The sequence below is a fragment of the Pseudomonas sp. SL4(2022) genome (assembly GCF_026625725.1).
Lineage (GTDB): Bacteria > Pseudomonadota > Gammaproteobacteria > Pseudomonadales > Pseudomonadaceae > Aquipseudomonas.
The window spans coordinates 1,024,767-1,046,894 of the sequence record NZ_CP113060.1 but is presented as its reverse complement, the minus strand read 5'-3'; the positions used below and the strand labels follow the sequence as shown (position 1 = coordinate 1,046,894).

At 56.2% G+C, this 22,128-nt stretch carries 26 protein-coding genes; all 26 read left to right on the top strand.

Annotated elements, in window-relative coordinates:
* Nucleotides 1–9: 9 nt before the first annotated feature.
* Complete coding sequence (gene rplL / locus OU997_RS04910; RefSeq protein WP_108489515.1) at nt 10–375, top strand: 50S ribosomal protein L7/L12; 366 nt, start codon at nt 10–12, stop codon at nt 373–375.
* A 219-nt stretch (nt 376–594) separates the two neighbouring features.
* Nucleotides 595–4,668: a DNA-directed RNA polymerase subunit beta gene (gene rpoB / locus OU997_RS04905; protein WP_108489514.1), complete on the top strand. Its 4,074-nt coding sequence runs from the start codon at nt 595–597 to the stop codon at nt 4,666–4,668.
* 64 nt (nt 4,669–4,732) lie between these two features.
* Nucleotides 4,733–8,932 (top strand): DNA-directed RNA polymerase subunit beta', encoded by a 4,200-nt coding sequence (gene rpoC / locus OU997_RS04900; protein WP_108489513.1) that lies wholly within the window; start codon nt 4,733–4,735, stop codon nt 8,930–8,932.
* Nucleotides 8,933–9,084: 152 nt separating this feature from the next.
* Complete coding sequence (gene rpsL / locus OU997_RS04895; protein WP_003463319.1) at nt 9,085–9,456, top strand: 30S ribosomal protein S12; 372 nt, start codon at nt 9,085–9,087, stop codon at nt 9,454–9,456.
* Between the two features lie 118 nt (nt 9,457–9,574).
* Complete coding sequence (rpsG, locus tag OU997_RS04890; RefSeq protein WP_010490886.1) at nt 9,575–10,045, top strand: 30S ribosomal protein S7; 471 nt, start codon at nt 9,575–9,577, stop codon at nt 10,043–10,045.
* Nucleotides 10,046–10,075: 30 nt separating this feature from the next.
* Entirely contained in the window at nt 10,076–12,181 is a 2,106-nt protein-coding gene (gene fusA / locus OU997_RS04885; RefSeq protein ID WP_108489512.1) for an elongation factor G, read from the top strand.
* A gap of 31 nt (nt 12,182–12,212) precedes the next feature.
* On the top strand, nt 12,213–13,406 hold the full coding sequence (gene tuf, locus OU997_RS04880) for an elongation factor Tu (RefSeq protein WP_090377379.1): 1,194 nt from the start codon (nt 12,213–12,215) through the stop codon (nt 13,404–13,406).
* Between the two features lie 141 nt (nt 13,407–13,547).
* Nucleotides 13,548–13,859 carry a 30S ribosomal protein S10 gene (gene rpsJ / locus OU997_RS04875; RefSeq protein WP_010486970.1) on the top strand — a complete coding sequence of 104 codons (312 nt, stop codon included), beginning with the start codon at nt 13,548–13,550 and terminating at the stop codon, nt 13,857–13,859.
* An 84-nt stretch (nt 13,860–13,943) separates the two neighbouring features.
* Nucleotides 13,944–14,579, top strand: coding sequence for a 50S ribosomal protein L3 (gene rplC / locus OU997_RS04870; RefSeq protein ID WP_108487722.1), 636 nt, complete (start codon nt 13,944–13,946; stop codon nt 14,577–14,579).
* Nucleotides 14,580–14,591: 12 nt separating this feature from the next.
* On the top strand, nt 14,592–15,194 hold the full coding sequence (gene rplD / locus OU997_RS04865; RefSeq protein ID WP_090255805.1) for a 50S ribosomal protein L4: 603 nt from the start codon (nt 14,592–14,594) through the stop codon (nt 15,192–15,194).
* Entirely contained in the window at nt 15,191–15,490 is a 300-nt protein-coding gene (rplW, locus tag OU997_RS04860) for a 50S ribosomal protein L23 (RefSeq protein ID WP_090255803.1), read from the top strand. Before rplD ends, rplW begins: the two co-directional genes overlap by 4 nt.
* A gap of 14 nt (nt 15,491–15,504) precedes the next feature.
* On the top strand, nt 15,505–16,329 hold the full coding sequence (rplB, locus tag OU997_RS04855; RefSeq protein WP_069519908.1) for a 50S ribosomal protein L2: 825 nt from the start codon (nt 15,505–15,507) through the stop codon (nt 16,327–16,329).
* 16 nt (nt 16,330–16,345) lie between these two features.
* Nucleotides 16,346–16,621, top strand: a complete 276-nt coding sequence (gene rpsS, locus OU997_RS04850) for a 30S ribosomal protein S19 (protein WP_010486981.1) — start codon at nt 16,346–16,348, stop codon at nt 16,619–16,621.
* Nucleotides 16,622–16,632: 11 nt separating this feature from the next.
* The gene (gene rplV / locus OU997_RS04845) at nt 16,633–16,965 is read left to right on the top strand and encodes a 50S ribosomal protein L22 (RefSeq protein WP_003103908.1); all 333 of its coding nucleotides are present in this window, start codon (nt 16,633–16,635) and stop codon (nt 16,963–16,965) included.
* 13 nt (nt 16,966–16,978) lie between these two features.
* Nucleotides 16,979–17,665 carry a 30S ribosomal protein S3 gene (gene rpsC, locus OU997_RS04840; protein WP_108487724.1) on the top strand — a complete coding sequence of 229 codons (687 nt, stop codon included), beginning with the start codon at nt 16,979–16,981 and terminating at the stop codon, nt 17,663–17,665.
* A 12-nt stretch (nt 17,666–17,677) separates the two neighbouring features.
* Nucleotides 17,678–18,091, top strand: a complete 414-nt coding sequence (rplP, locus tag OU997_RS04835; protein ID WP_090255798.1) for a 50S ribosomal protein L16 — start codon at nt 17,678–17,680, stop codon at nt 18,089–18,091.
* Nucleotides 18,091–18,282: a 50S ribosomal protein L29 gene (rpmC, locus tag OU997_RS04830; protein ID WP_002555481.1), complete on the top strand. Its 192-nt coding sequence runs from the start codon at nt 18,091–18,093 to the stop codon at nt 18,280–18,282. Before rplP ends, rpmC begins: the two co-directional genes overlap by 1 nt.
* A gap of 2 nt (nt 18,283–18,284) precedes the next feature.
* On the top strand, nt 18,285–18,551 hold the full coding sequence (gene rpsQ / locus OU997_RS04825; protein ID WP_090243097.1) for a 30S ribosomal protein S17: 267 nt from the start codon (nt 18,285–18,287) through the stop codon (nt 18,549–18,551).
* A gap of 23 nt (nt 18,552–18,574) precedes the next feature.
* On the top strand, nt 18,575–18,943 hold the full coding sequence (rplN, locus tag OU997_RS04820) for a 50S ribosomal protein L14 (RefSeq protein ID WP_003289207.1): 369 nt from the start codon (nt 18,575–18,577) through the stop codon (nt 18,941–18,943).
* An 11-nt stretch (nt 18,944–18,954) separates the two neighbouring features.
* Entirely contained in the window at nt 18,955–19,269 is a 315-nt protein-coding gene (gene rplX / locus OU997_RS04815) for a 50S ribosomal protein L24 (RefSeq protein WP_009397501.1), read from the top strand.
* 20 nt (nt 19,270–19,289) lie between these two features.
* Nucleotides 19,290–19,829: a 50S ribosomal protein L5 gene (gene rplE, locus OU997_RS04810; protein WP_108487726.1), complete on the top strand. Its 540-nt coding sequence runs from the start codon at nt 19,290–19,292 to the stop codon at nt 19,827–19,829.
* Between the two features lie 13 nt (nt 19,830–19,842).
* Nucleotides 19,843–20,148, top strand: coding sequence for a 30S ribosomal protein S14 (gene rpsN, locus OU997_RS04805; protein WP_090444975.1), 306 nt, complete (start codon nt 19,843–19,845; stop codon nt 20,146–20,148).
* Nucleotides 20,149–20,322: 174 nt separating this feature from the next.
* The gene (gene rpsH, locus OU997_RS04800) at nt 20,323–20,715 is read left to right on the top strand and encodes a 30S ribosomal protein S8 (RefSeq protein WP_069519903.1); all 393 of its coding nucleotides are present in this window, start codon (nt 20,323–20,325) and stop codon (nt 20,713–20,715) included.
* Nucleotides 20,716–20,727: 12 nt separating this feature from the next.
* Nucleotides 20,728–21,261 (top strand): 50S ribosomal protein L6, encoded by a 534-nt coding sequence (gene rplF / locus OU997_RS04795; RefSeq protein WP_108487727.1) that lies wholly within the window; start codon nt 20,728–20,730, stop codon nt 21,259–21,261.
* A gap of 10 nt (nt 21,262–21,271) precedes the next feature.
* Nucleotides 21,272–21,622, top strand: coding sequence for a 50S ribosomal protein L18 (gene rplR, locus OU997_RS04790; protein ID WP_003293038.1), 351 nt, complete (start codon nt 21,272–21,274; stop codon nt 21,620–21,622).
* Between the two features lie 3 nt (nt 21,623–21,625).
* Entirely contained in the window at nt 21,626–22,126 is a 501-nt protein-coding gene (gene rpsE / locus OU997_RS04785) for a 30S ribosomal protein S5 (protein ID WP_108487729.1), read from the top strand.
* Nucleotides 22,127–22,128 lie beyond the last annotated feature (2 nt).

Genomic DNA, 22,128 nt, shown 5'->3' with positions numbered 1-22,128 from the left:
TTTAAAGTCATGTCTCTGACTAACGAACAAATCATCGAAGCAATCGGCCAGAAAACCGTTCTGGAAGTTGTTGAACTGATCAAAGCAATGGAAGAAACCTTCGGTGTTACCGCTGCTGTTGCCGCTGCTGGCCCAGCTGTTGCTGCCGCTGTTGTTGAAGAGCAAACCGAGTTCAACGTTATCCTGGCCGACGCTGGCGAGAAGAAAGTTAACGTGATCAAGGCTGTTCGTGAACTGACCGGTCTGGGCCTGAAAGAAGCCAAGGCTGTAGTTGACGGCGCTCCAGGCATGGTTCTGGAAGGTGTTGCTAAAGACGCTGCTGAAAAAGCCAAAGCTGCTTTGGAAGAAGCTGGCGCCAAAGTCGAGCTCAAGTAAGCGACGACCTTGCGTCTACAGCCCAAGCGTTGAGCGAAAGGCTGATGGCTGGTGGCTTTTGCCACCGGCCTTTTTCCGTTCTAGGTCGGCGAATCATTGGCTGGCCTGGGGTGCGAAAATCCCGCCCGAGGTGGCGGTGCAAACCTAGGGTTTGCAAGAGTTTCTGGCAACTCCCGTCGGAGCGGCCAAATAAGCAGGTGACCAAGCTGGGGAACGCTGATGGCTTACTCATATACTGAGAAAAAACGTATCCGCAAGGACTTTAGCAAGTTGCCGGATGTCATGGATGTGCCTTATCTCCTGGCCATCCAGCTGGATTCGTATCGCGAATTCCTGCAGGCAGGGGCGACCAAGGACCAGTTCCGCGACATTGGCCTGCATGCGGCCTTCAAGTCTGTTTTCCCGATTATCAGCTATTCCGGCAATGCTGCTCTGGAGTATGTCGGTTATCGCCTGGGCGAGCCGGCTTTTGATGTCAAAGAATGCGTACTGCGTGGCGTTACTTTCGCCGTGCCGCTGCGAGTCAAAGTCCGTCTGATCATTTTCGACAAAGAATCGTCAAACAAAGCGATCAAGGACATCAAAGAGCAAGAAGTGTACATGGGCGAAATTCCGCTCATGACCGAAAACGGTACCTTCGTTATCAACGGTACCGAGCGTGTTATCGTGTCCCAGCTGCACCGCTCCCCGGGTGTGTTCTTCGACCACGACCGTGGCAAGACCCACAGCTCGGGCAAGCTGCTGTACTCGGCTCGCATCATTCCTTACCGCGGCTCCTGGCTGGACTTCGAGTTCGACCCGAAAGATGCGGTATTCGTACGTATCGATCGTCGTCGCAAACTCCCCGCGTCCGTGCTGTTGCGCGCGCTGGGTTACAGCACTGAAGAGGTGCTGGACGCCTTCTACGCGACCAACGTTTTCCACGTTAAGGGCGAATCGCTCAACCTGGAACTGGTTCCGCAGCGTCTGCGTGGTGAAATTGCTGTCCTCGACATCAGGGACGACAAGGGCAAGGTCATTGTTGAGCAGGGCCGCCGGATTACCGCGCGCCACATCAACCAGTTGGACAAGGCTGGCATCAAAGAGCTGGAAGTGCCGATCGACTACCTGATCGGTCGCACCTCGGCCAAGGCCATTGTGCACCCGGCTACCGGCGAGATCATTGCCGAATGCAACACCGAGCTGAACGTCGAGATCCTGGCCAAAGTGGTCAAGGCTCAGGTTGTGCGCATCGAAACGCTGTACACCAACGACATCGATTGCGGTCCGTTTATCTCCGATACCCTGAAGATCGACAGCACCACCAATCAGTTGGAAGCGCTGGTCGAGATCTATCGCATGATGCGCCCTGGCGAGCCGCCAACCAAGGATGCTGCCGAGACCCTGTTCAACAACCTGTTCTTCAGCGCCGAGCGTTACGACCTGTCGGCCGTCGGTCGCATGAAGTTCAATCGTCGTATCGGTCGCACCGAGATCGAAGGTTCGGGCGTGCTGAGCAAGGAAGATATCGTCGAGGTGCTCAAGACCCTCGTTGATATCCGTAACGGTAAAGGCATCGTCGACGACATCGACCACCTGGGTAACCGCCGTGTTCGCTGCGTTGGCGAAATGGCCGAGAACCAGTTCCGCGTTGGCCTGGTACGTGTTGAGCGTGCGGTCAAAGAGCGTCTGTCGATGGCCGAAAGCGAAGGCCTGATGCCGCAAGACCTGATCAACGCCAAGCCGGTTGCGGCAGCGGTGAAAGAGTTCTTCGGCTCCAGCCAGCTCTCGCAGTTTATGGACCAGAACAACCCGCTCTCCGAGATCACTCACAAGCGCCGTGTTTCGGCTCTTGGCCCAGGTGGTCTGACCCGCGAGCGCGCCGGCTTCGAAGTCCGTGACGTACACCCGACCCACTACGGCCGTGTGTGCCCGATCGAGACCCCTGAAGGCCCGAACATCGGTCTGATCAACTCCCTGGCGGCCTATGCCCGCACCAACCAGTACGGCTTCCTGGAAAGCCCGTACCGTGTGGTGAAGGATACCCTGGTCACCGACGAGATCGTGTTCCTGTCCGCCATCGAAGAGGCCGATCACGTGATCGCCCAGGCTTCGGCGACCATGAACGACAAAGGTCAGCTGGTCGATGAGCTGGTGGCCGTACGTCACCTCAACGAATTCACCGTCAAGGCGCCGGAAGACGTCACCCTGATGGACGTTTCGCCGAAGCAGGTAGTCTCGGTTGCCGCCTCGCTGATTCCGTTCCTCGAGCACGACGACGCCAACCGTGCGTTGATGGGTTCGAACATGCAGCGTCAGGCTGTACCGACTCTGCGCGCCGACAAGCCGCTGGTAGGTACCGGCATGGAGCGCAACGTCGCCCGTGACTCCGGTGTGTGCGTCGTGGCGCGTCGTGGCGGTGTGATCGACTCCGTCGACGCCAGCCGTATCGTGGTTCGCGTTAATGATGACGAAGTAGAAACTGGCGAAGCCGGTGTCGACATCTACAACCTGACCAAGTACACCCGCTCCAACCAGAACACCTGCATCAACCAGCGTCCGCTGGTCAGCAAAGGTGACAAGGTTGAACGCAGCGACATCCTGGCTGATGGCCCGTCCACCGATATGGGTGAGCTGGCGTTGGGTCAGAACATGCGCGTGGCGTTCATGCCGTGGAACGGTTTCAACTTCGAAGACTCCATCTGCCTCTCCGAGCGCGTGGTGCAAGAAGACCGCTTCACCACGATCCACATTCAGGAACTGACCTGTGTGGCGCGTGATACCAAGCTTGGCTCGGAAGAAATCACCTCCGACATCCCGAACGTGGGTGAGTCTGCGCTGAACAAGCTGGACGAAGCCGGTATCGTTTACGTGGGTGCTGAAGTCGGCCCAGGCGACATTCTGGTTGGTAAAGTCACGCCGAAAGGCGAAACCCAGCTGACTCCAGAAGAGAAGCTGCTGCGTGCGATCTTCGGTGAGAAGGCGTCTGACGTTAAAGACACCTCCCTGCGCGTGCCGACTGGCACCAAAGGTACCGTTATCGACGTGCAGGTCTTTACCCGTGACGGCGTTGAGCGCGATGCGCGCGCCCTGTCGATCGAGAAGAGCCAGCTCGACGAGATCCGCAAGGACCTGAACGAAGAGTTCCGTATCGTTGAAGGCGCAACCTTTGAGCGTCTGCGAGCGGCGCTGGTTGGCAAGAAAGCCGAAGGCGGCGCTGGTCTGAAGAAGGGTGCGGAAGTCACCGACGAGTTCCTCGACGGCCTTGAGCGCGGTCAGTGGTTCAAGCTGCGCATGGCTGACGATGCCCTGAACGAGCAGTTGGAAAAGGCCCAGGCCTATATCTCCGACCGCCGTCAGCTGCTCGACGACAAGTTCGAAGACAAGAAGCGCAAGTTGCAACAGGGCGATGACCTGGCGCCGGGTGTGCTGAAGATCGTCAAGGTTTACCTGGCCATCCGCCGTCGCATCCAGCCGGGTGACAAGATGGCCGGTCGTCACGGTAACAAGGGTGTGGTCTCGGTGATCATGCCGGTTGAAGACATGCCACACGACGTCAACGGTACGCCGGTGGACATCGTTCTCAACCCGCTGGGCGTACCGTCGCGTATGAACGTCGGTCAGATTCTCGAAACCCACCTGGGCCTCGCGGCCAAAGGTCTGGGCGAGAAGATCAACCGCATGCTCGAAGAACAGCGCAAGGTCGCCGAGCTGCGCAAGTTCCTGCAGCAGATCTACAACGAGATCGGTGGCCGTCAGGAAAGTCTGGACGAACTGAGCGATCAGGAAATCCTGAAACTGGCGCACAACCTCAAAGGTGGCGTGCCAATGGCCACCCCGGTGTTCGATGGTGCCAAGGAAAGCGAAATCAAGGCCATGCTGAAACTGGCAGACCTGCCAGAAAGCGGCCAGATGCGCCTGATCGACGGTCGTACCGGCAACCAGTTCGAGCGTCCGACCACTGTTGGCTACATGTACATGCTGAAACTGAACCACCTGGTGGACGACAAGATGCACGCGCGTTCCACGGGTTCCTACAGCCTGGTTACCCAGCAGCCGCTGGGTGGTAAGGCGCAGTTCGGTGGTCAGCGCTTCGGTGAGATGGAGGTCTGGGCACTGGAAGCTTACGGCGCCGCCTACACCCTGCAGGAAATGCTGACCGTGAAGTCGGACGACGTGAACGGCCGTACCAAGATGTACAAAAACATCGTGGACGGTGATCACCGTATGGAGCCGGGCATGCCCGAGTCCTTCAACGTACTGATCAAAGAGATCCGTTCGCTGGGTATCGACATCGATCTGGAAACCGAATAACACGTGACGCGAATCGAGAGCGGGGCTGCACAGCCCGCTCTCTGCTCCGCCAGGAGGAAAGGCCTTGAAAGACCTACTGAATTTGCTGAAAAACCAGGGTCAAGTCGAAGAGTTCGATGCCATTCGCATCGGCCTTGCTTCGCCTGAGATGATCCGCTCGTGGTCGTTCGGTGAAGTTAAAAAGCCGGAAACCATCAACTACCGTACGTTCAAGCCCGAGCGTGACGGCCTGTTCTGCGCCAAGATCTTTGGCCCAGTCAAGGATTACGAGTGCCTGTGCGGTAAGTACAAGCGCTTGAAACATCGCGGTGTGATCTGCGAGAAGTGCGGCGTTGAAGTGGCCCTGGCCAAGGTTCGTCGTGAGCGCATGGCGCACATCGAACTGGCGTCGCCGGTTGCCCACATCTGGTTCTTGAAATCGCTGCCGAGCCGTATCGGTTTGCTGATGGACATGACCCTGCGTGATATCGAACGCGTGCTCTACTTCGAGAGCTATGTGGTGATCGATCCGGGCATGACCACCCTGGAGAAAGGCCAGCTGCTGAACGACGAGCAGTACTTCGAAGCCCTCGAAGAGTTCGGTGATGACTTCGACGCTCGCATGGGCGCTGAAGCCGTTCGCGAACTGCTGCACGCGATCGACCTGGAGCACGAGATTGGCCGTCTGCGCGAAGAAATTCCGCAAACCAACTCGGAAACCAAGATCAAGAAGCTGTCCAAGCGTCTGAAGCTGATGGAAGCGTTCCTCGGTTCGGGCAACCTGCCTGAGTGGATGGTGTTGACCGTTCTGCCGGTTCTGCCGCCAGACCTGCGTCCGCTGGTTCCGCTCGACGGTGGCCGCTTCGCGACTTCGGATCTGAACGATCTGTATCGCCGCGTGATCAACCGTAACAACCGCCTCAAGCGCCTGCTCGATCTGTCCGCACCGGACATCATCGTGCGCAACGAAAAGCGCATGCTGCAGGAAGCGGTTGACGCCCTGCTCGACAACGGCCGTCGCGGTCGCGCCATCACCGGCTCGAACAAGCGTCCGCTGAAGTCGCTGGCCGACATGATCAAGGGTAAGCAAGGTCGCTTCCGTCAGAACTTGCTCGGTAAGCGCGTGGACTACTCCGGTCGTTCCGTGATTACCGTGGGCCCGACTCTGCGTCTGCACCAGTGCGGTCTGCCGAAGAAGATGGCCCTCGAGCTGTTCAAACCGTTCATCTTCGGCAAGCTGGAAATGCGTGGTCTGGCGACCACCATCAAGGCGGCCAAGAAGATGGTCGAGCGCGAGCTGCCAGAGGTGTGGGACGTTCTCGCCGAAGTGATTCGCGAACACCCCGTACTCCTCAACCGTGCACCAACCCTTCACCGTCTGGGCATCCAGGCGTTTGAACCGGTTCTGATCGAAGGTAAAGCGATTCAGCTGCACCCGTTGGTCTGCGCCGCGTACAACGCCGACTTCGACGGTGACCAGATGGCCGTGCACGTTCCGCTGACGCTGGAAGCCCAGCTGGAAGCGCGCGCACTGATGATGTCGACCAACAACATCCTGTCGCCTGCCAACGGTGAGCCAATCATCGTTCCTTCGCAGGACGTGGTACTGGGTCTGTATTACATGACCCGCGAAGCGATCAATGCCAAAGGCGAAGGCCGCGTATTCGCTGACCTGCAGGAAGTTGACCGGGTGTTCCGTGGTGGTGAAGCCTCGCTGCATGCTCGCGTAAAAGTGCGCATCAACGAAACCATCAAGGAAAAAGACGGTTCGATCACCAAGAACACCCGCATCGTCGACACCACTGTCGGCCGTGCGCTGCTGTTCCAGATCGTACCGGCCGGCCTGTCGTATGACGTGGTCAACCAGTCGATGAAGAAGAAGGCGATCTCCAAGCTGATCAACCAGTGCTACCGCACCGTTGGCTTGAAAGACACCGTGATCTTCGCTGACCAGCTGATGTACACCGGTTTTGCCTACTCGACCATCTCGGGTGTGTCGATCGGCGTGAACGACTTCGTTATCCCGGATGAGAAGGCGCGCATCATTGACGCCGCCACCGAGGAAGTTAAAGAGATCGAATCGCAGTACGCCTCCGGCCTGGTGACCCAGGGCGAGAAGTACAACAAGGTGATCGACCTCTGGTCCAAGGCCAACGACGAAGTGTCCAAAGCGATGATGGCCAACCTCTCGAAAGAGAAAGTGGTCGACCGTGAAGGCAAGACCGTTGAGCAAGAGTCGTTCAACTCGATGTACATGATGGCTGACTCCGGTGCGCGTGGTAGCGCCGCTCAGATCCGTCAGCTGGCCGGTATGCGTGGTCTGATGGCCAAGCCGGACGGCTCGATCATCGAGACGCCGATCACCGCGAACTTCCGCGAAGGTCTGTCGGTTCTGCAGTACTTCATCTCCACTCACGGTGCGCGTAAAGGTCTCGCGGATACCGCCTTGAAAACGGCGAACTCCGGTTACCTGACCCGTCGTCTGGTTGACGTGGCGCAAGACCTGGTGGTGACTGCAATCGATTGCGGCACCGAGCATGGTCTGCTGATGACGCCGCACATTGAAGGCGGTGACGTGGTTGAGCCGCTGGGTGAGCGCGTACTGGGTCGAGTGATCGCCAAGGACGTGTTCAAGCCGGGCACTGACGATGTGATCGTGCCGGCTGGTACTCTGGTTGACGAGCAGTGGGTCGAGTTCATTGAGCTGAACAGCATCGACGAAGTGATCGTACGTTCGCCAATCACCTGTGAAACCCGTTATGGCATCTGCGCCAAGTGCTACGGTCGCGACCTGGCACGTGGTCACCAGATCAACATCGGTGAAGCGGTCGGCGTTATTGCTGCCCAGTCCATCGGTGAACCGGGCACCCAGCTGACCATGCGTACGTTCCACATCGGTGGTGCGGCCAGCCGGACCTCGGCTGCTGACAGCGTACAAGTGAAGAATGGTGGTGCGGTCCGTCTGCACAACCTCAAGCACGTCGAGCGTCTGGACGGCAACCTGGTCGCGGTATCGCGTTCCGGTGAGCTGGCGATTGCCGACGAGTTCGGTCGTGAGCGTGAGCGCTACAAACTGCCGTACGGCGCCGTGATTTCGGTGAAGGAAGGTGACAAGGTCGACGCTGGCGCTATCGTGGCCAAGTGGGACCCGCACACCCACCCGATCGTCACCGAGATGAAAGGTACCGTGACCTATGTGGGCATGGAAGAAGGCATCACCATCAAGCGCCAGACCGACGAACTGACCGGTCTGACCAACATCGAAGTCCTCGATCCGAAGGATCGTCCGGCTGCCGGCAAGGATATTCGCCCTGCCGTTAAGATGGTGGGTGAAGATGGTAAGGATCTGCTGCTGCCGGGTACCGATGTGCCGGCTCAGTACTTCCTGCCGGCTAACGCCCTGGTGGGTGTGGCGAACGGTGCTCAGGTGGGCGTGGGTGATGTTATTGCTCGTATCCCGCAAGAGACCTCGAAGACCCGTGACATCACCGGTGGTCTGCCGCGTGTTGCTGACCTGTTCGAAGCGCGTCGCCCGAAAGAAGCGTCGATCCTCGCAGAAATCAGCGGCACCATCTCGTTCGGTAAGGAAACCAAAGGCAAGCGTCGTCTGGTTATCACGCCGACCGATGGCAGTGATCCATACGAAGAGCTGATTCCGAAGTGGCGTCACCTGAACGTGTTCGAAGGCGAACAGGTTAACAAGGGTGAAGTTATCTCCGACGGTCCGAGCGATCCACACGACATCCTGCGTCTGCTGGGCGTCAGTGCGCTGGCCAAGTACATCGTCAACGAGATCCAAGACGTTTACCGCCTGCAGGGCGTGAAGATCAACGACAAGCACATCGAGACCATCCTGCGGCAGATGCTGCGCAAGGTCGAAGTGGCTGAGTCGGGTGATTCCACCTTCATCAAGGGCGACCAGATGGAGCTGACCGCGGTACTGGGTGAAAACGAGCGTCTGGCTGCAGAAGACAAGTTCGTGGCCAAGTACACTCGCGTGCTGCTGGGTATCACTAAGGCGTCGTTGTCCACCGAGTCGTTCATCTCGGCGGCCTCCTTCCAGGAAACCACTCGCGTTCTCACCGAGGCGGCGGTTACTGGCAAGCGCGACTACCTGCGTGGTCTGAAAGAAAACGTGGTCGTGGGTCGTCTGATCCCGGCCGGTACCGGTCTGGCTTATCACAGCGAACGCAAGCGTAAGCGTGAAGCGGCCCAGCCGGTACGTGTCAGCGCCAGTGAAGTGGAAGCCGCACTGACCGAAGCGCTGAACTCCAGCGGTAATTGAGTGCAAAGCCCCGCTACTCCGGTAGCGGGGCTTTGCCTTGACTGGGGCGGTGAGTCTCTTTAGACTCATGCACCCCTAAATTTGGCAGGGCACGTGCTCTGCCATTTTGCTTAGTAGGGCAATAGCGTCGCAAGACAACAGTGGAGCTTAAGATGGCAACTATCAACCAGCTGGTACGTCAGCCGCGTAAGCGTATCGTCGAGAAATCCGACGTACCTGCGCTGCAGAACTGCCCGCAGCGTCGTGGTGTGTGCACTCGCGTGTATACCACTACGCCGAAAAAACCTAACTCGGCACTGCGTAAAGTTTGCCGTGTACGCCTGACCAACGGTTTCGAGGTTTCCTCGTACATCGGCGGTGAAGGCCACAACCTGCAAGAGCACAGCGTCGTTCTGATTCGTGGCGGCCGTGTAAAAGACTTGCCAGGTGTGCGTTACCACACCGTGCGCGGTTCGCTGGATACCTCCGGCGTTAAAGACCGTAAGCAGGGTCGTTCGAAGTACGGTACCAAGCGTCCGAAGTAATCGGCGCTCTGTACTGAATTGCGAGTTTCTATTTTTCTGAGTCGATAAGAGTAAGGTCGGGCATCCACCTCAGGGTGCAGTCCCGGGCTAACCTGAAGACCGTTTGAGGGCTTATCAAATGCCAAGACGTCGTGTAGCAGCCAAGCGCGAAGTGCTTGACGATCCAAAATACGGAAGCCAAATCCTGGCCAAGTTCATGAACCACGTAATGGAAAGCGGCAAGAAAGCCGTTGCCGAGCGTATTGTTTATGGCGCCCTGGATAAGGTTAAAGAGCGTAAGAACAGCGATCCCCTGGAAATCTTCGAGAAAGCTCTCGACGCCATCGCTCCGCTGGTCGAAGTGAAGTCGCGCCGTGTAGGTGGTGCTACTTACCAGGTTCCGGTCGAAGTTCGCCCGTCCCGTCGTAATGCTCTTGCCATGCGCTGGCTGGTAGATTTCGCCCGTAAGCGTGGCGAGAAGTCTATGGCTCTGCGTTTGGCTGGTGAATTGCTGGATGCCGCTGAAGGCAAAGGTGCTGCAGTTAAGAAGCGTGAAGACGTGCACCGCATGGCAGAGGCCAACAAGGCTTTCTCGCACTACCGCTTCTAATTATCGCGCTTCTAAATTTGCGAGGGCTTTATGGCTCGTACTACACCGATTAACCGTTACCGTAACATCGGTATCGTGGCTCACGTGGACGCGGGTAAAACCACGACCACCGAGCGTGTGCTTTTCTATACTGGCAAAAGCCACAAGATGGGCGAGGTGCATGACGGCGCCGCGACCACAGACTGGATGGTGCAGGAGCAGGAGCGTGGTATTACCATTACGTCTGCTGCCATTACCGCCTTCTGGAAAGGTTCCGAGAAGCAGTACAAAGATGAGCATCGCTTCAACGTAATCGATACCCCCGGCCACGTTGACTTCACCATTGAAGTTGAGCGTTCGCTGCGTGTACTCGACGGCGCGGTGGTTGTGTTCTGTGGTACTTCGGGCGTTGAGCCGCAGTCGGAAACCGTATGGCGTCAGGCCAACAAGTACGGCGTTCCGCGTCTTGTTTACGTCAACAAGATGGACCGTGCCGGTGCTGACTTCCTGCGCGTGATCGGTCAGATCAAGCAGCGTCTGGGCCACACTCCGGTGCCGATTCAGTTGGCCATCGGCTCTGAAGACAACTTCCAAGGTCAGATCGATCTGATCAACATGCAAGCTGTCTACTGGAACGATGCTGACAAGGGCATGGTTCCTGTGCGCAAGGACATTCCGGCAGAACTGCTGGAAGAGGCCGAGAAGTGGCGCAGCAACATGGTTGAGGCTGCGGCTGAAGCCAACGAAGAGCTGATGAACAAATACCTGGAAGGCGAAGAGCTTACCGTTGCTGAGATCAAGTCGGCTCTGCGTCAGCGTACTATCGCTGGCGAAATCGTTCTGGCTGTTTGCGGTTCTTCCTTCAAGAACAAGGGTGTTCCCCTGGTTCTCGACGCCGTTATCGACTTCCTGCCTGCCCCTACCGACATTCCTGCTATCAAGGGTTCCAACCCGGATAACGAGGAAGAGGAAATGGAGCGCCATGCAAGTGATGACGAGCCGTTCGCGGCGCTGGCGTTCAAGATCGCTACCGACCCATTCGTGGGTACCTTGACCTTCGTTCGTGTTTACTCGGGCGTGTTGGCCTCCGGCGACGGCGTGATCAACTCGGTTAAAGGCAAAAAAGAGCGCGTGGGTCGTATGGTGCAAATGCACGCAAACGCCCGCGAAGAGATCAAGGAAGTGCGCGCTGGTGACATCGCGGCCTTGATCGGCATGAAGGACGTCACCACGGGTGAGACTCTGTGCAACGCTGACAAGCCAATCATCCTGGTTCGCATGGACTTCCCGGAGCCGGTTATCTCGGTTGCCGTAGAGCCTAAGACCAAGGACGACCAGGAAAAAATGGGTATCGCACTGGGCAAGCTTGCTCAGGAAGACCCGTCTTTCCGCGTCAAAACAGATGAAGAGACGGGTCAGACGATCATCTCCGGTATGGGCGAGTTGCACCTGGACATCCTGGTCGACCGCATGCGCCGCGAGTTCAACGTCGAAGCCAACATCGGTAAGCCTCAGGTTTCTTATCGTGAGCGCATCACGAAGAGCTGTGAAATCGAAGGCAAGTTCGTTCGTCAGTCCGGTGGTCGTGGTCAGTTCGGTCACTGCTGGGTTCGCTTTGCACCTGCTGACGAAGGTCAGGAAGGTCTGCAGTTCCTGAACGAAGTCGTGGGTGGTGTGATTCCGAAGGAATACATCCCGGCGATCCAGAAGGGTATCGAAGAGCAGATGAAGAACGGCGTTGTTGCCGGTTATCCGCTGATCGGCCTGAAGGCTACCGTGTTCGATGGTTCCTACCACGACGTCGACTCCAACGAGATGGCGTTCAAGGTGGCTGCTTCCATGGCGACCAAGCAGCTGGCCCAGAAGGGTGGTGGTGAGTTGCTCGAGCCGATCATGGCGGTAGAAGTTGTTACCCCAGAAGACTACATGGGTGATGTGATGGGCGACCTTAACCGTCGTCGTGGCATGATCCTGGGTATGGAAGACACGATCTCCGGCAAGGTGATTCGTGCTGAAGTTCCGCTGGGTGAGATGTTCGGTTATGCGACCGACGTCCGTTCCATGTCTCAGGGTCGCGCAAGCTACTCCATGGAATTCAAAAAATACAATACGGCTCCGTCGCACATCGTCGAGTCGGTAACCAAAAAACAAGGCTGATTCAGCCCCTTTAAGCTAGGAGTTAATTGTCGTGGCTAAAGAAAAATTTGAACGTAACAAACCGCACGTCAACGTTGGCACTATCGGTCACGTTGACCACGGTAAAACCACTCTTACTGCTGCTCTGACCCGCGTCTGCTCCGAAGTATTCGGTTCGGCCAAGGTTGACTTCGACAAGATCGACAGCGCTCCAGAAGAAAAAGCTCGCGGTATCACCATCAACACCGCTCACGTTGAATACGACTCGTCTGTGCGTCACTACGCACACGTTGACTGCCCAGGTCACGCCGACTACGTAAAAAACATGATCACCGGTGCTGCGCAGATGGACGGCGCTATCCTGGTTTGCTCGGCCGCTGATGGTCCGATGCCGCAAACTCGTGAGCACATCCTGCTGTCCCGTCAGGTGGGCGTTCCGTACATCGTTGTCTTCCTGAACAAGGCTGACATGGTTGACGACGCTGAGCTGCTGGAGCTGGTTGAAATGGAAGTGCGTGACCTGCTCAGCACTTACGATTTCCCAGGCGACGACACTCCGATCATCATCGGTTCCGCTCTGATGGCTCTGAACGGCCAAGACGACAACGAAATGGGCACCAGCGCTGTTAAGAAGCTGGTTGAAACTCTGGACAGCTACATCCCTGAGCCGGTTCGTGCAATCGACAAGCCGTTCCTGATGCCAATCGAAGACGTATTCTCGATCTCCGGTCGTGGCACCGTGGTAACTGGTCGTATCGAGCGCGGTATCGTCAAGATCCAGGAAGAAATCGAAATCGTTGGTCTGCGTGATACCACCAAGACCACCTGTACCGGTGTTGAAATGTTCCGCAAGCTGCTCGACGAAGGTCGTGCTGGCGAGAACTGCGGCGTTCTGCTGCGCGGCACCAAGCGTGACGACGTAGAGCGTGGCCAGGTTCTGGTCAAGCCAGGTTCGGTTAAGCCGCACACCACCTTCACTGCAGAAGTGTATGTGTTGAGCAAAGAAGAAGGCGGTCGTCATACTCCGTTCTTCAAAGGCTACCGTCCTCAGTTCTACTTCCGTACTACTGACGTAACTGGTAACTGCGAGCTGCCGGAAGGCGTTGAGATGGTAATGCCAGGTGACAACATCCAGATGACTGTCACTCTGATCAAAACCATCGCAATGGAAGAAGGTCTGCGTTTCGCCATTCGTGAAGGCGGTCGTACCGTCGGCGCCGGCGTCGTAGCCAAAATCATCGCGTAAGTGATGGTTTGAGAAAAAGCCCCCGCTTGCGGGGGCTTTTTTATTGGGTTGACACCTGCTAGGGGCGTCTATAGAATCACGCCTCCTTTTAACGGGCGTATTGCGTCCGTTGGGAATAGCAGCTTGGAATCTGAGGTCAAAATGCAAAACCAACAAATCCGTATTCGGTTGAAGGCTTTTGACCATCGCCTGATCGATCAATCAACCCAGGAAATCGTGGAAACCGCGAAACGTACTGGTGCTCAGGTGCGTGGTCCTATTCCTCTGCCTACCCGCAAAGAGCGGTTCACCGTGCTGACCTCGCCTCACGTCAACAAAGACGCGCGTGATCAGTTCGAGATCCGTACTCATAAGCGTGTTCTGGACATCGTCCAGCCAACGGATAAAACCGTTGACGCGCTGATGAAGCTTGATCTTGCGGCTGGTGTGGAAGTGCAGATCAGCCTCGGCTAAGACCGCTTTAGGTTTTAGTCGTGTAACGCTCTGAAATGGGCGGCCATAGCGGGTGAAAGCCCCGTACACTCATGAGGTTACAACATGACTATTGGTGTAGTCGGTCGAAAGGCGGGTATGACCCGTATTTTCACCGAAGAAGGTGTCTCCATTCCGGTTACGGTCATTGAGATCGAGCCGAATCGTGTCACTCAGTTCAAAACTGAAGAGTCCGATGGCTATCGTGCAGTGCAAGTCACTGTCGGCGAGCGTCGTGCTTCACGTGTCAGCAAGGCGCAAGCCGGTCACTTCGCTAAGGCGAATGTCGCGGCAGGTCGTACGGTTCTGGAATTCCGTCTTGAAGAAGGTGAGTACCAGGCTGGTGATCTGATCAACGCTGAAATATTCCAAGCTGGTCAACTGGTCGATGTGACTGGTCAGTCCAAGGGTAAAGGCTTTGCCGGTACCATCAAGCGTTGGAACTTCCGCGGCCAAGACAACACTCACGGTAACTCCGTGTCCCACCGTGTTCCGGGTTCCATTGGCCAGTGCCAGACTCCGGGTCGCGTATTCAAGGGCAAAAAAATGTCCGGTCATATGGGCGCTGAGCGCGTGACCGTGCAGTCCCTGGAAGTAGTGCGGGTTGACGCTGAACGCAATCTGTTGCTGGTCAAGGGTGCTGTTCCTGGCGCTACTGGCGGCAACCTGGTTGTACGTCCAGCGGCCAAGGCTCGCGGTTAAGGGGAAGCTGACATGCAATTAAATGTAAATGGCGCTCAAGCAATCGAAGTATCCGAAGCCACTTTTGGCGGCGCATACAACGAGACCCTGGTTCACCAAGCAGTTGTGGCCTACATGGCCGGCGGCCGTCAAGGCAGCAAGCAGCAGAAGACTCGTTCCGACGTATCCGGTGGCGGTAAGCGCCCTTGGCGTCAGAAAGGTACCGGTCGGGCTCGTGCAGGTACCACTCGTGGTCCGATCTGGCGTGGCGGTGGTGTAACTTTCGCTGCTCGTCCGCAGAATCACGATCAAAAGCTGAACAAGAAAATGTATCGCGCTGCATTGCGTTCGATTCTTGCTGAGCTGGTTCGTACTGATCGTCTGATTGTCGTCGAAGACTTCAGTGTTGAAGCGCCGAAGACCAAAGAACTGTTGGGCAAGTTGAATGGCATGGGTCTGACCGATGTGCTGATCGTGTCCGATGCCATTGATGAGAATCTGTACCTGGCTGCGCGCAACCTGCCACACGTTGATGTCCGTGACGTGCAAGGTTCCGACCCGGTCAGTCTGATCGCGTACGAAAAGGTGCTGGTCACCGTTTCTGCCGTGAAGAAATTCGAGGAGCTGCTGGGATGAACCAGGAACGCGTATTTAAAGTGCTGCTTGGCCCGCACATCTCCGAGAAGGCCACTGTTCTCGCTGACAAGAAAAGTCAGTTCGTTTTCAAGGTTGCAACCGATGCAACCAAGCTGGAAATCAAGAAGGCCGTCGAAAGCCTGTTCAACGTGAATGTTGCTGCAGTCAATACCGTGAATGTTCTCGGTAAGACCAAGCGCAATGCTCGCGGTCTGGGCAAGCGTAACGACTGGAAGAAAGCGATCATTTCGCTTCAGCCGGGCCAAGATCTCGATTTCGCCAGCAGTGCTGAGTAAGGAAGGGGTGCATCATGGCAATCGTTAAATGCAAACCGACTTCCGCTGGCCGCCGTTTTGTGGTCAAGGTGGTCAATCAGGAGCTGCACAAAGGCGCTCCTTACGCTCCGCTGCTCGAGAAGAAGTCGAAGACTGGCGGTCGTAACAACAATGGTCGTATTACCACCCGTCATATCGGTGGTGGCCACAAGCAGCATTACCGTCTGGTCGATTTCCGTCGCAACGACAAAGATGGCATTCCAGCCACTGTTGAGCGTATTGAATACGATCCGAACCGTACCGCACACATCGCTCTGTTGATGTATGCAGACGGCGAGCGTCGCTACATCATCGCCCCTAAAGGCGTGAGCGCTGGCGATCAGCTGGTAGCTGGCATCATGGCTCCGATTAAGCCGGGCAACAGCCTGCAACTGCGTAATATTCCAGTTGGTAGCACTGTTCACGGTATCGAACTGAAGCCGGGTAAAGGTGCTCAGATCGCTCGTTCCGCTGGTGCTTCGGCTCAGCTGATTGCGCGTGAGGGTGTCTACGTGACCCTGCGTCTGCGTTCCGGTGAAATGCGTAAAGTCCTGGCTGAGTGCCGTGCGACCCTGGGCGAAGTCTCGAACTCCGAGCACAGCCTGCGTTCGCTGGGTAAAGCTGGTGCCAAGCGCTGGCGTGGCGTTCGCCCAACCGTTCGTGGTGTTGCCATGAACCCGGTTGATCACCCACACGGTGGTGGTGAAGGTCGTACCTCTGGTGGTCGTCATCCGGTGTCTCCATGGGGCTTCCCGACGAAGGGCGCGAAGACTCGTGGTAACAAACGCACCGACAACATGATCGTCCGTCGTCGCAAGTAAATAGAGGGATACGACAGTGCCACGTTCTCTGAAAAAAGGTCCTTTTATTGATCTTCACCTACTGAAGAAGATCGAAGTGGCGGTGGAAAAGAACGATCGCAAGCCAGTGAAAACCTGGTCGCGCCGTTCCATGATCCTGCCGCAAATGGTCGGTTTGACCATAGCTGTACATAACGGTCGTCAACATGTCCCAGTTCTGGTGAACGAAGACATGGTCGGTCACAAACTGGGCGAATTTGCCGGCACTCGTACCTATCGTGGGCACGTGGCTGACAAGAAAGCCAAGCGTTAAGGGGTAAGGAAATGGAAGTAGCCGCTAAGTTGTCGGGCGCTCGAATCTCCGCCCAGAAAGCCCGCTTGGTCGCCGACCAGATCCGCGGGAAGAAGGTGGGCGAAGCGCTCAACCTGCTGGCTTTTAGCAGTAAGAAAGCCGCGGAAATCATGAAAAAAGTGCTGGAGTCGGCTGTAGCCAACGCCGAGCACAACGAAGGCGCAGACGTTGATGACCTGAAGGTCAGCACCGTTTTCGTCAACGAAGGGCGTTCGCTGAAGCGCATCATGCCGCGTGCCAAAGGCCGCGCTGATCGCATCGTCAAGCGGTCTTGCCATATCACTGTCAAGGTTGCGGACAAGTAACGGAGTCGATCAGATGGGTCAGAAAGTACATCCCATTGGCATTCGCCTGGGAATCGTCAAGGAGCACACCTCCGTCTGGTACGCAGACGGTCGGACTTATGCGGACTATTTGTTCGCTGATCTGAAGGTGCGTGAGTATCTCCAAGACAAACTAAAAAGCGCGTCCGTAAGCCGTATCGACATTGCTCGTCCGGCTCAAACTGCACGCATCACCATCCACACTGCTCGTCCAGGTATCGTTATCGGGAAGAAAGGTGAAGATGTTGAGAAGCTGCGTCAGGACCTGACCAAGCAAATGGGTGTGCCTGTGCACATCAATATCGAAGAGATCCGTAAGCCGGAGCTCGACGGTATGCTGGTTGCGCAGAGCGTAGCTCAGCAGCTGGAGCGTCGCGTGATGTTCCGTCGCGCCATGAAGCGCGCTGTACAAAACGCCATGCGTATTGGTGCCAAAGGCATCAAAATCCAAGTGAGCGGTCGTCTCGGTGGTGCTGAAATTGCACGTACCGAATGGTATCGCGAAGGTCGTGTGCCGTTGCACACCCTGCGTGCCGATATCGACTATGCCACGTACGAAGCGCACACCACTTACGGTGTGATCGGTGTCAAGGTTTGGATCTTCAAAGGCGAAGTAATTGGTGGCCTTAAAGAAGAACTGAAACCACAAGCACCTGCGCCTCGTAAAAAAGCTGCTAAGTAAGGGGTACGCCAAATGTTGCAACCAAAGCGTACGAAGTTCCGTAAGCAGATGACCGGCCACAACCGTGGTCTGGCTCAGCGCGGTAGCAAAGTCAGCTTCGGCGAATTCGCACTGAAGTCTGTTGCCCGCGGCCGTCTCACCGCCCGTCAGATTGAGTCCGCTCGTCGTGCTCTGACTCGTCACGTTAAGCGTGGCGGGAAAATCTGGATTCGCGTTTTCCCGGACAAGCCGATCTCCAAGAAGCCTCTCGAAGTGCGGATGGGTAAAGGTAAGGGTAGCGTTGAGTATTGGGTAGCCCAGATCCAGCCAGGCAAAGTCCTGTATGAGATCGAAGGCGTTTCCGAAGAGTTGGCGCGTGAGGCTTTCGCCCTGGCTGCTGCAAAGCTGCCACTCGCCACCACTTTTGTTAAGCGGACGGTGATGTGATGAAAGCGAATGAACTTCGTGAAAAATCAGCACAGCAGCTGAACGAGCAACTGCTCGGCCTGCTGCGCGACCAGTTCAATCTGCGCATGCAGAAGGCAACTGGCCAGTTGGGGCAGTCTCACCTGCTCTCGCAAGTTAAGCGCGACATCGCTCGTGTGAAAACTGTGCTCAACCAGCAGGCAGGTAAGTGATCATGGCTGAAGCCGAAAAAACAGTCCGTACGCTGACCGGCCGTGTCGTCAGCGACAAGATGGACAAGACCATCACCGTATTGATCGAGCGTCGCGTTAAGCACCCGATCTACGGCAAATATGTCAAGCGTTCGACCAAGCTGCACGCGCACGACGAAACCAATCAGAGCAAGATCGGCGACAAAGTTTCCATTCGTGAAACTCGTCCCGTTGCCAAGACCAAGTCTTGGGCGCTGGTTGAGATCCTCGAACGCGCAGTGGAAGTCTAAGGGCTAAGGGTCGGAGAAATTATATGATTCAGACTCAATCCATGCTCGACGTCGCTGACAACAGCGGTGCTCGTCGCGTTATGTGCATCAAGGTGCTGGGCGGCTCGCATCGCCGTTACGCTGGCATCGGCGACATCATCAAAGTGACCGTTAAGGAAGCCATTCCGCGCGGCAAAGTGAAGAAAGGCCAGGTGATGACTGCTGTTGTAGTCCGCACCCGTCACGGCGTTCGTCGTCCTGATGGCTCGATCATCCGCTTTGATGGCAACGCTGCTGTTCTGCTGAACAACAAGCAAGAGCCGATCGGCACCCGTATTTTTGGGCCAGTGACTCGTGAACTTCGCTCTGAGAAGTTCATGAAGATCGTCTCGCTCGCACCTGAAGTGCTCTAAGGAGATCCGACATGCAAAAGATTCGTCGTGACGACGAGATCATCGTGATCGCCGGTAAAGACAAAGGTAAGCGTGGCAAGGTGCTCAAGGTTCTCGCTGACGACCGTTTGGTCGTCGGTGGGATCAACCTGGTGAAGCGCCATACCAAGCCGAACCCAATGTCGGGCGTTCAGGGCGGTATCGTCGAGAAAGAAGCGCCTCTGCACGCTTCTAACGTGGCCATCTTCAATGGCGAAACCAACAAGGCTGATCGCGTTGGTTTCAAAGTAGAAGACGGTAAAAAAATTCGTGTCTTCAAGTCGACCCAAAAAGCGGTTGATGCTTGAACACTGCTAGGTAGAAGACCATGGCACGACTAAAAGAGATTTACCGGAAAGAAATCGCGCCGAAGCTTAAGGAAGAACTTAAGCTCGCCAACGTGATGGAAGTTCCGCGCATCACCAAGATCACCCTGAACATGGGCCTGGGCGAAGCGATCGGTGACAAAAAAGTCATCGAGCACGCTGTTGCCGACCTGGAAAAGATTACCGGTCAGAAAGTCGTTGTGACTTATGCCCGTAAGTCGATTGCAGGCTTCAAGGTTCGTGAGGGCTGGCCGATTGGCGTAAAAGTGACTCTGCGCCGTGAGCGTATGTACGAGTTCCTGGATCGTCTGCTGTCTATCTCCCTGCCGCGCGTGCGTGACTTCCGCGGCCTGAATGCCAAGTCCTTTGATGGTCGTGGCAATTACAGCATGGGCGTTAAAGAGCAGATCATCTTCCCGGAAATCGACTACGACAAGATCGATGCCCTGCGTGGTCTGGACATTACCCTGACTACCACTGCCCGTAACGATGATGAAGGCCGCGCGCTGTTGCGTGCTTTCAAATTCCCGTTCCGTAACTGATTGGAGTTGGATCATGGCCAAAACCAGCATGAAAAACCGTGAGCTGAAGCGTCAGCAAACGGTAGCCAAGTACGCTAAAAAGCGTGCCGAGCTGAAAGCTACCATCGCCAATCCGAACACCAGTCCGGAAGCGCGTTGGGAAGCTCAAGTAGCACTGCAGAAGCAGCCGCGTGATGCAAGCGCTTCGCGCCTGCGCAATCGCTGCCGCATCACTGGTCGTCCGCACGGCGTATTCCGCAAGTTCGGCCTGTCGCGTATCAAGCTGCGTGAAGCGGCAATGCGCGGTGATGTACCAGGTCTGGTGAAAGCCAGCTGGTAAAAACAAAGCCGGCCTAGTGCCGGCTTTGTCTTATCTGTGAATCAAGCCCCTTTGGGGCTTGATTCATTTTTGATCAGTCTCTAGAATGCTCGGCTCGCCTGAGCCTGGGTTTGTACCCTGTTCAGCGACTGTAGCCGAAAGGCTAATTCTTTTTGTATCAGGAGCGTCTAGCCCATGAGTATGCAGGACCCGTTAGCGGACATGCTAACTCGTATCCGTAATGCCCAGATGGCTGAAAAGTCCGTCGTAAGCATGCCGTCTTCCACGTTGAAGGTGGCTGTAGCCAAAGTTTTGAAAGACGAAGGTTATATTGCGGGTTATCAGATCAGCGGTGAAGTTAAGCCGCAGCTGTCCATCGAGCTGAAGTACTTCGAAGGCCGTCCGGTTATCGAAGAAGTTAAGCGCGTGAGCCGTCCAGGCCTTCGCCAATACAAATCCGTCGATGATCTGCCGAAAGTTCGTGGCGGTCTCGGTGTATCCATCGTCTCCACCAACAAGGGTGTGATGACGGACCGCGCTGCGCGCGCTGCCGGTGTCGGCGGCGAAGTGCTTTGCACAGTGTTCTAAGGGGGGATAAGCATGTCTCGCGTTGCTAAGAACCCCGTTAAGCTGCCAGCTGGCGTTGAGGTCAAACTCACCGGCCAACAGCTTTCGGTAAAGGGTGCCAAGGGCACTCTCGAACTGAATGTTCACTCGTCCGTTGAAGTCCTGCAAGAAGCCGGTGAGCTGCGTTTCGCTGCTCGCAATGGTGATCAGCAGACTCGCGCAATGGCCGGTACCACTCGCGCTCTGGTCAACAACATGGTGATCGGTGTTAGCGCAGGCTTCGAGCGTAAGCTGCAGCTGGTTGGTGTTGGTTACAAAGCGCAAGCCAAAGGTCAGGTGTTGAACCTCGCTCTCGGCTTCTCCCATCCGATCGACTATGAGTTGCCGGAAGGTGTAGTGGCTGAAACCCCGAACCAGACCGAGATCCTGATCAAGGGTGTCGACAAGCAACTGGTTGGTCAGGTCGCTGCGGAAATTCGTGATTTCCGTCGTCCTGAACCTTACAAGGGCAAAGGTGTTCGTTACGCAGACGAAGTCGTCCGCCGTAAAGAAGCCAAGAAGAAGTAGGGCATAGCAAATGACCGACAAAAAAGTTACTCGACTGCGTCGCGCTCGCAAAGCACGCCTGAAAATGCACGAGCTCGAAGCCGTGCGTCTGTGCGTGTATCGCTCTTCGCAGCATATCTATGCCCAGGTCATTTCGGCCGACGGCAGCAAGGTTCTGGCCAGCGCCTCTACCTTGGACAAAGCACTGCGTGACGGCGCCACTGGCAACGTTGACGCGGCCAAGAAAGTTGGCGAGCTGGTTGCCGAGCGTGCGAAAGCCGCTGGTGTAACTCAGGTTGCATTCGACCGTTCTGGCTTCAAGTACCACGGCCGCGTCAAGGCGCTGGCTGATGCTGCTCGTGAAGGCGGGCTGGAGTTCTAAGTTATGGCAAATAACGACCAAAAGCGCGACGAAGGCTATATCGAGAAGCTGGTACAGGTTAACCGCGTTGCCAAGACCGTTAAGGGTGGCCGTATCTTCACTTTCACCGCGTTGACCGTGGTGGGTGATGGTAAGGGTCGCGTCGGTTTCGGCCGTGGCAAATCCCGTGAAGTGCCTGCTGCCATCCAGAAGGCGATGGAAGCTGCGCGTCGCAACATGATCCAAGTGGATCTGAACGGCACTACGCTTCAGTACGCCATGAAGTCTGCCCATGGCGCTTCCAAGGTTTACATGCAGCCTGCTTCCGAAGGTACCGGTATCATCGCTGGCGGCGCCATGCGTGCTGTTCTCGAAGTGGCTGGTGTGCAAAACGTTCTGGCTAAGTGCTACGGCTCGACTAACCCGGTGAACGTGGTGTATGCCACTTTCAAAGGTTTGAAAGCTATGCAGTCGCCAAGTTCTGTTGCGGCTAAGCGTGGCAAGAGTGTCGAGGAGATTCTCTAATC

What these genes read in the sequence shown, in the direction of transcription:
- rpsQ (WP_090243097.1), top strand. Translation starts at nt 18,285, where the DNA reads ATGGCTGAAGCCGAAAAAACAGTCCGTACGCTGACCGGCCGTGTCGTC.
- rpsL (WP_003463319.1), top strand. Translation starts at nt 9,085, where the DNA reads ATGGCAACTATCAACCAGCTGGTACGTCAGCCGCGTAAGCGTATCGTC.
- fusA (WP_108489512.1), top strand. Translation starts at nt 10,076, where the DNA reads ATGGCTCGTACTACACCGATTAACCGTTACCGTAACATCGGTATCGTG.
- rplR (WP_003293038.1), top strand. Translation starts at nt 21,272, where the DNA reads ATGACCGACAAAAAAGTTACTCGACTGCGTCGCGCTCGCAAAGCACGC.
- rplN (WP_003289207.1), top strand. Translation starts at nt 18,575, where the DNA reads ATGATTCAGACTCAATCCATGCTCGACGTCGCTGACAACAGCGGTGCT.
- rplD (WP_090255805.1), top strand. Translation starts at nt 14,592, where the DNA reads ATGCAATTAAATGTAAATGGCGCTCAAGCAATCGAAGTATCCGAAGCC.
- rpsH (WP_069519903.1), top strand. Translation starts at nt 20,323, where the DNA reads ATGAGTATGCAGGACCCGTTAGCGGACATGCTAACTCGTATCCGTAAT.
- rpsN (WP_090444975.1), top strand. Translation starts at nt 19,843, where the DNA reads ATGGCCAAAACCAGCATGAAAAACCGTGAGCTGAAGCGTCAGCAAACG.
- rpsG (WP_010490886.1), top strand. Translation starts at nt 9,575, where the DNA reads ATGCCAAGACGTCGTGTAGCAGCCAAGCGCGAAGTGCTTGACGATCCA.
- rpmC (WP_002555481.1), top strand. Translation starts at nt 18,091, where the DNA reads ATGAAAGCGAATGAACTTCGTGAAAAATCAGCACAGCAGCTGAACGAG.
- rplW (WP_090255803.1), top strand. Translation starts at nt 15,191, where the DNA reads ATGAACCAGGAACGCGTATTTAAAGTGCTGCTTGGCCCGCACATCTCC.
- rpsC (WP_108487724.1), top strand. Translation starts at nt 16,979, where the DNA reads ATGGGTCAGAAAGTACATCCCATTGGCATTCGCCTGGGAATCGTCAAG.
- rplV (WP_003103908.1), top strand. Translation starts at nt 16,633, where the DNA reads ATGGAAGTAGCCGCTAAGTTGTCGGGCGCTCGAATCTCCGCCCAGAAA.
- rplL (WP_108489515.1), top strand. Translation starts at nt 10, where the DNA reads ATGTCTCTGACTAACGAACAAATCATCGAAGCAATCGGCCAGAAAACC.
- rplX (WP_009397501.1), top strand. Translation starts at nt 18,955, where the DNA reads ATGCAAAAGATTCGTCGTGACGACGAGATCATCGTGATCGCCGGTAAA.
- rplE (WP_108487726.1), top strand. Translation starts at nt 19,290, where the DNA reads ATGGCACGACTAAAAGAGATTTACCGGAAAGAAATCGCGCCGAAGCTT.
- rpsE (WP_108487729.1), top strand. Translation starts at nt 21,626, where the DNA reads ATGGCAAATAACGACCAAAAGCGCGACGAAGGCTATATCGAGAAGCTG.
- rplC (WP_108487722.1), top strand. Translation starts at nt 13,944, where the DNA reads ATGACTATTGGTGTAGTCGGTCGAAAGGCGGGTATGACCCGTATTTTC.
- rplB (WP_069519908.1), top strand. Translation starts at nt 15,505, where the DNA reads ATGGCAATCGTTAAATGCAAACCGACTTCCGCTGGCCGCCGTTTTGTG.
- rplF (WP_108487727.1), top strand. Translation starts at nt 20,728, where the DNA reads ATGTCTCGCGTTGCTAAGAACCCCGTTAAGCTGCCAGCTGGCGTTGAG.
- rpoB (WP_108489514.1), top strand. Translation starts at nt 595, where the DNA reads ATGGCTTACTCATATACTGAGAAAAAACGTATCCGCAAGGACTTTAGC.
- rpsJ (WP_010486970.1), top strand. Translation starts at nt 13,548, where the DNA reads ATGCAAAACCAACAAATCCGTATTCGGTTGAAGGCTTTTGACCATCGC.
- rplP (WP_090255798.1), top strand. Translation starts at nt 17,678, where the DNA reads ATGTTGCAACCAAAGCGTACGAAGTTCCGTAAGCAGATGACCGGCCAC.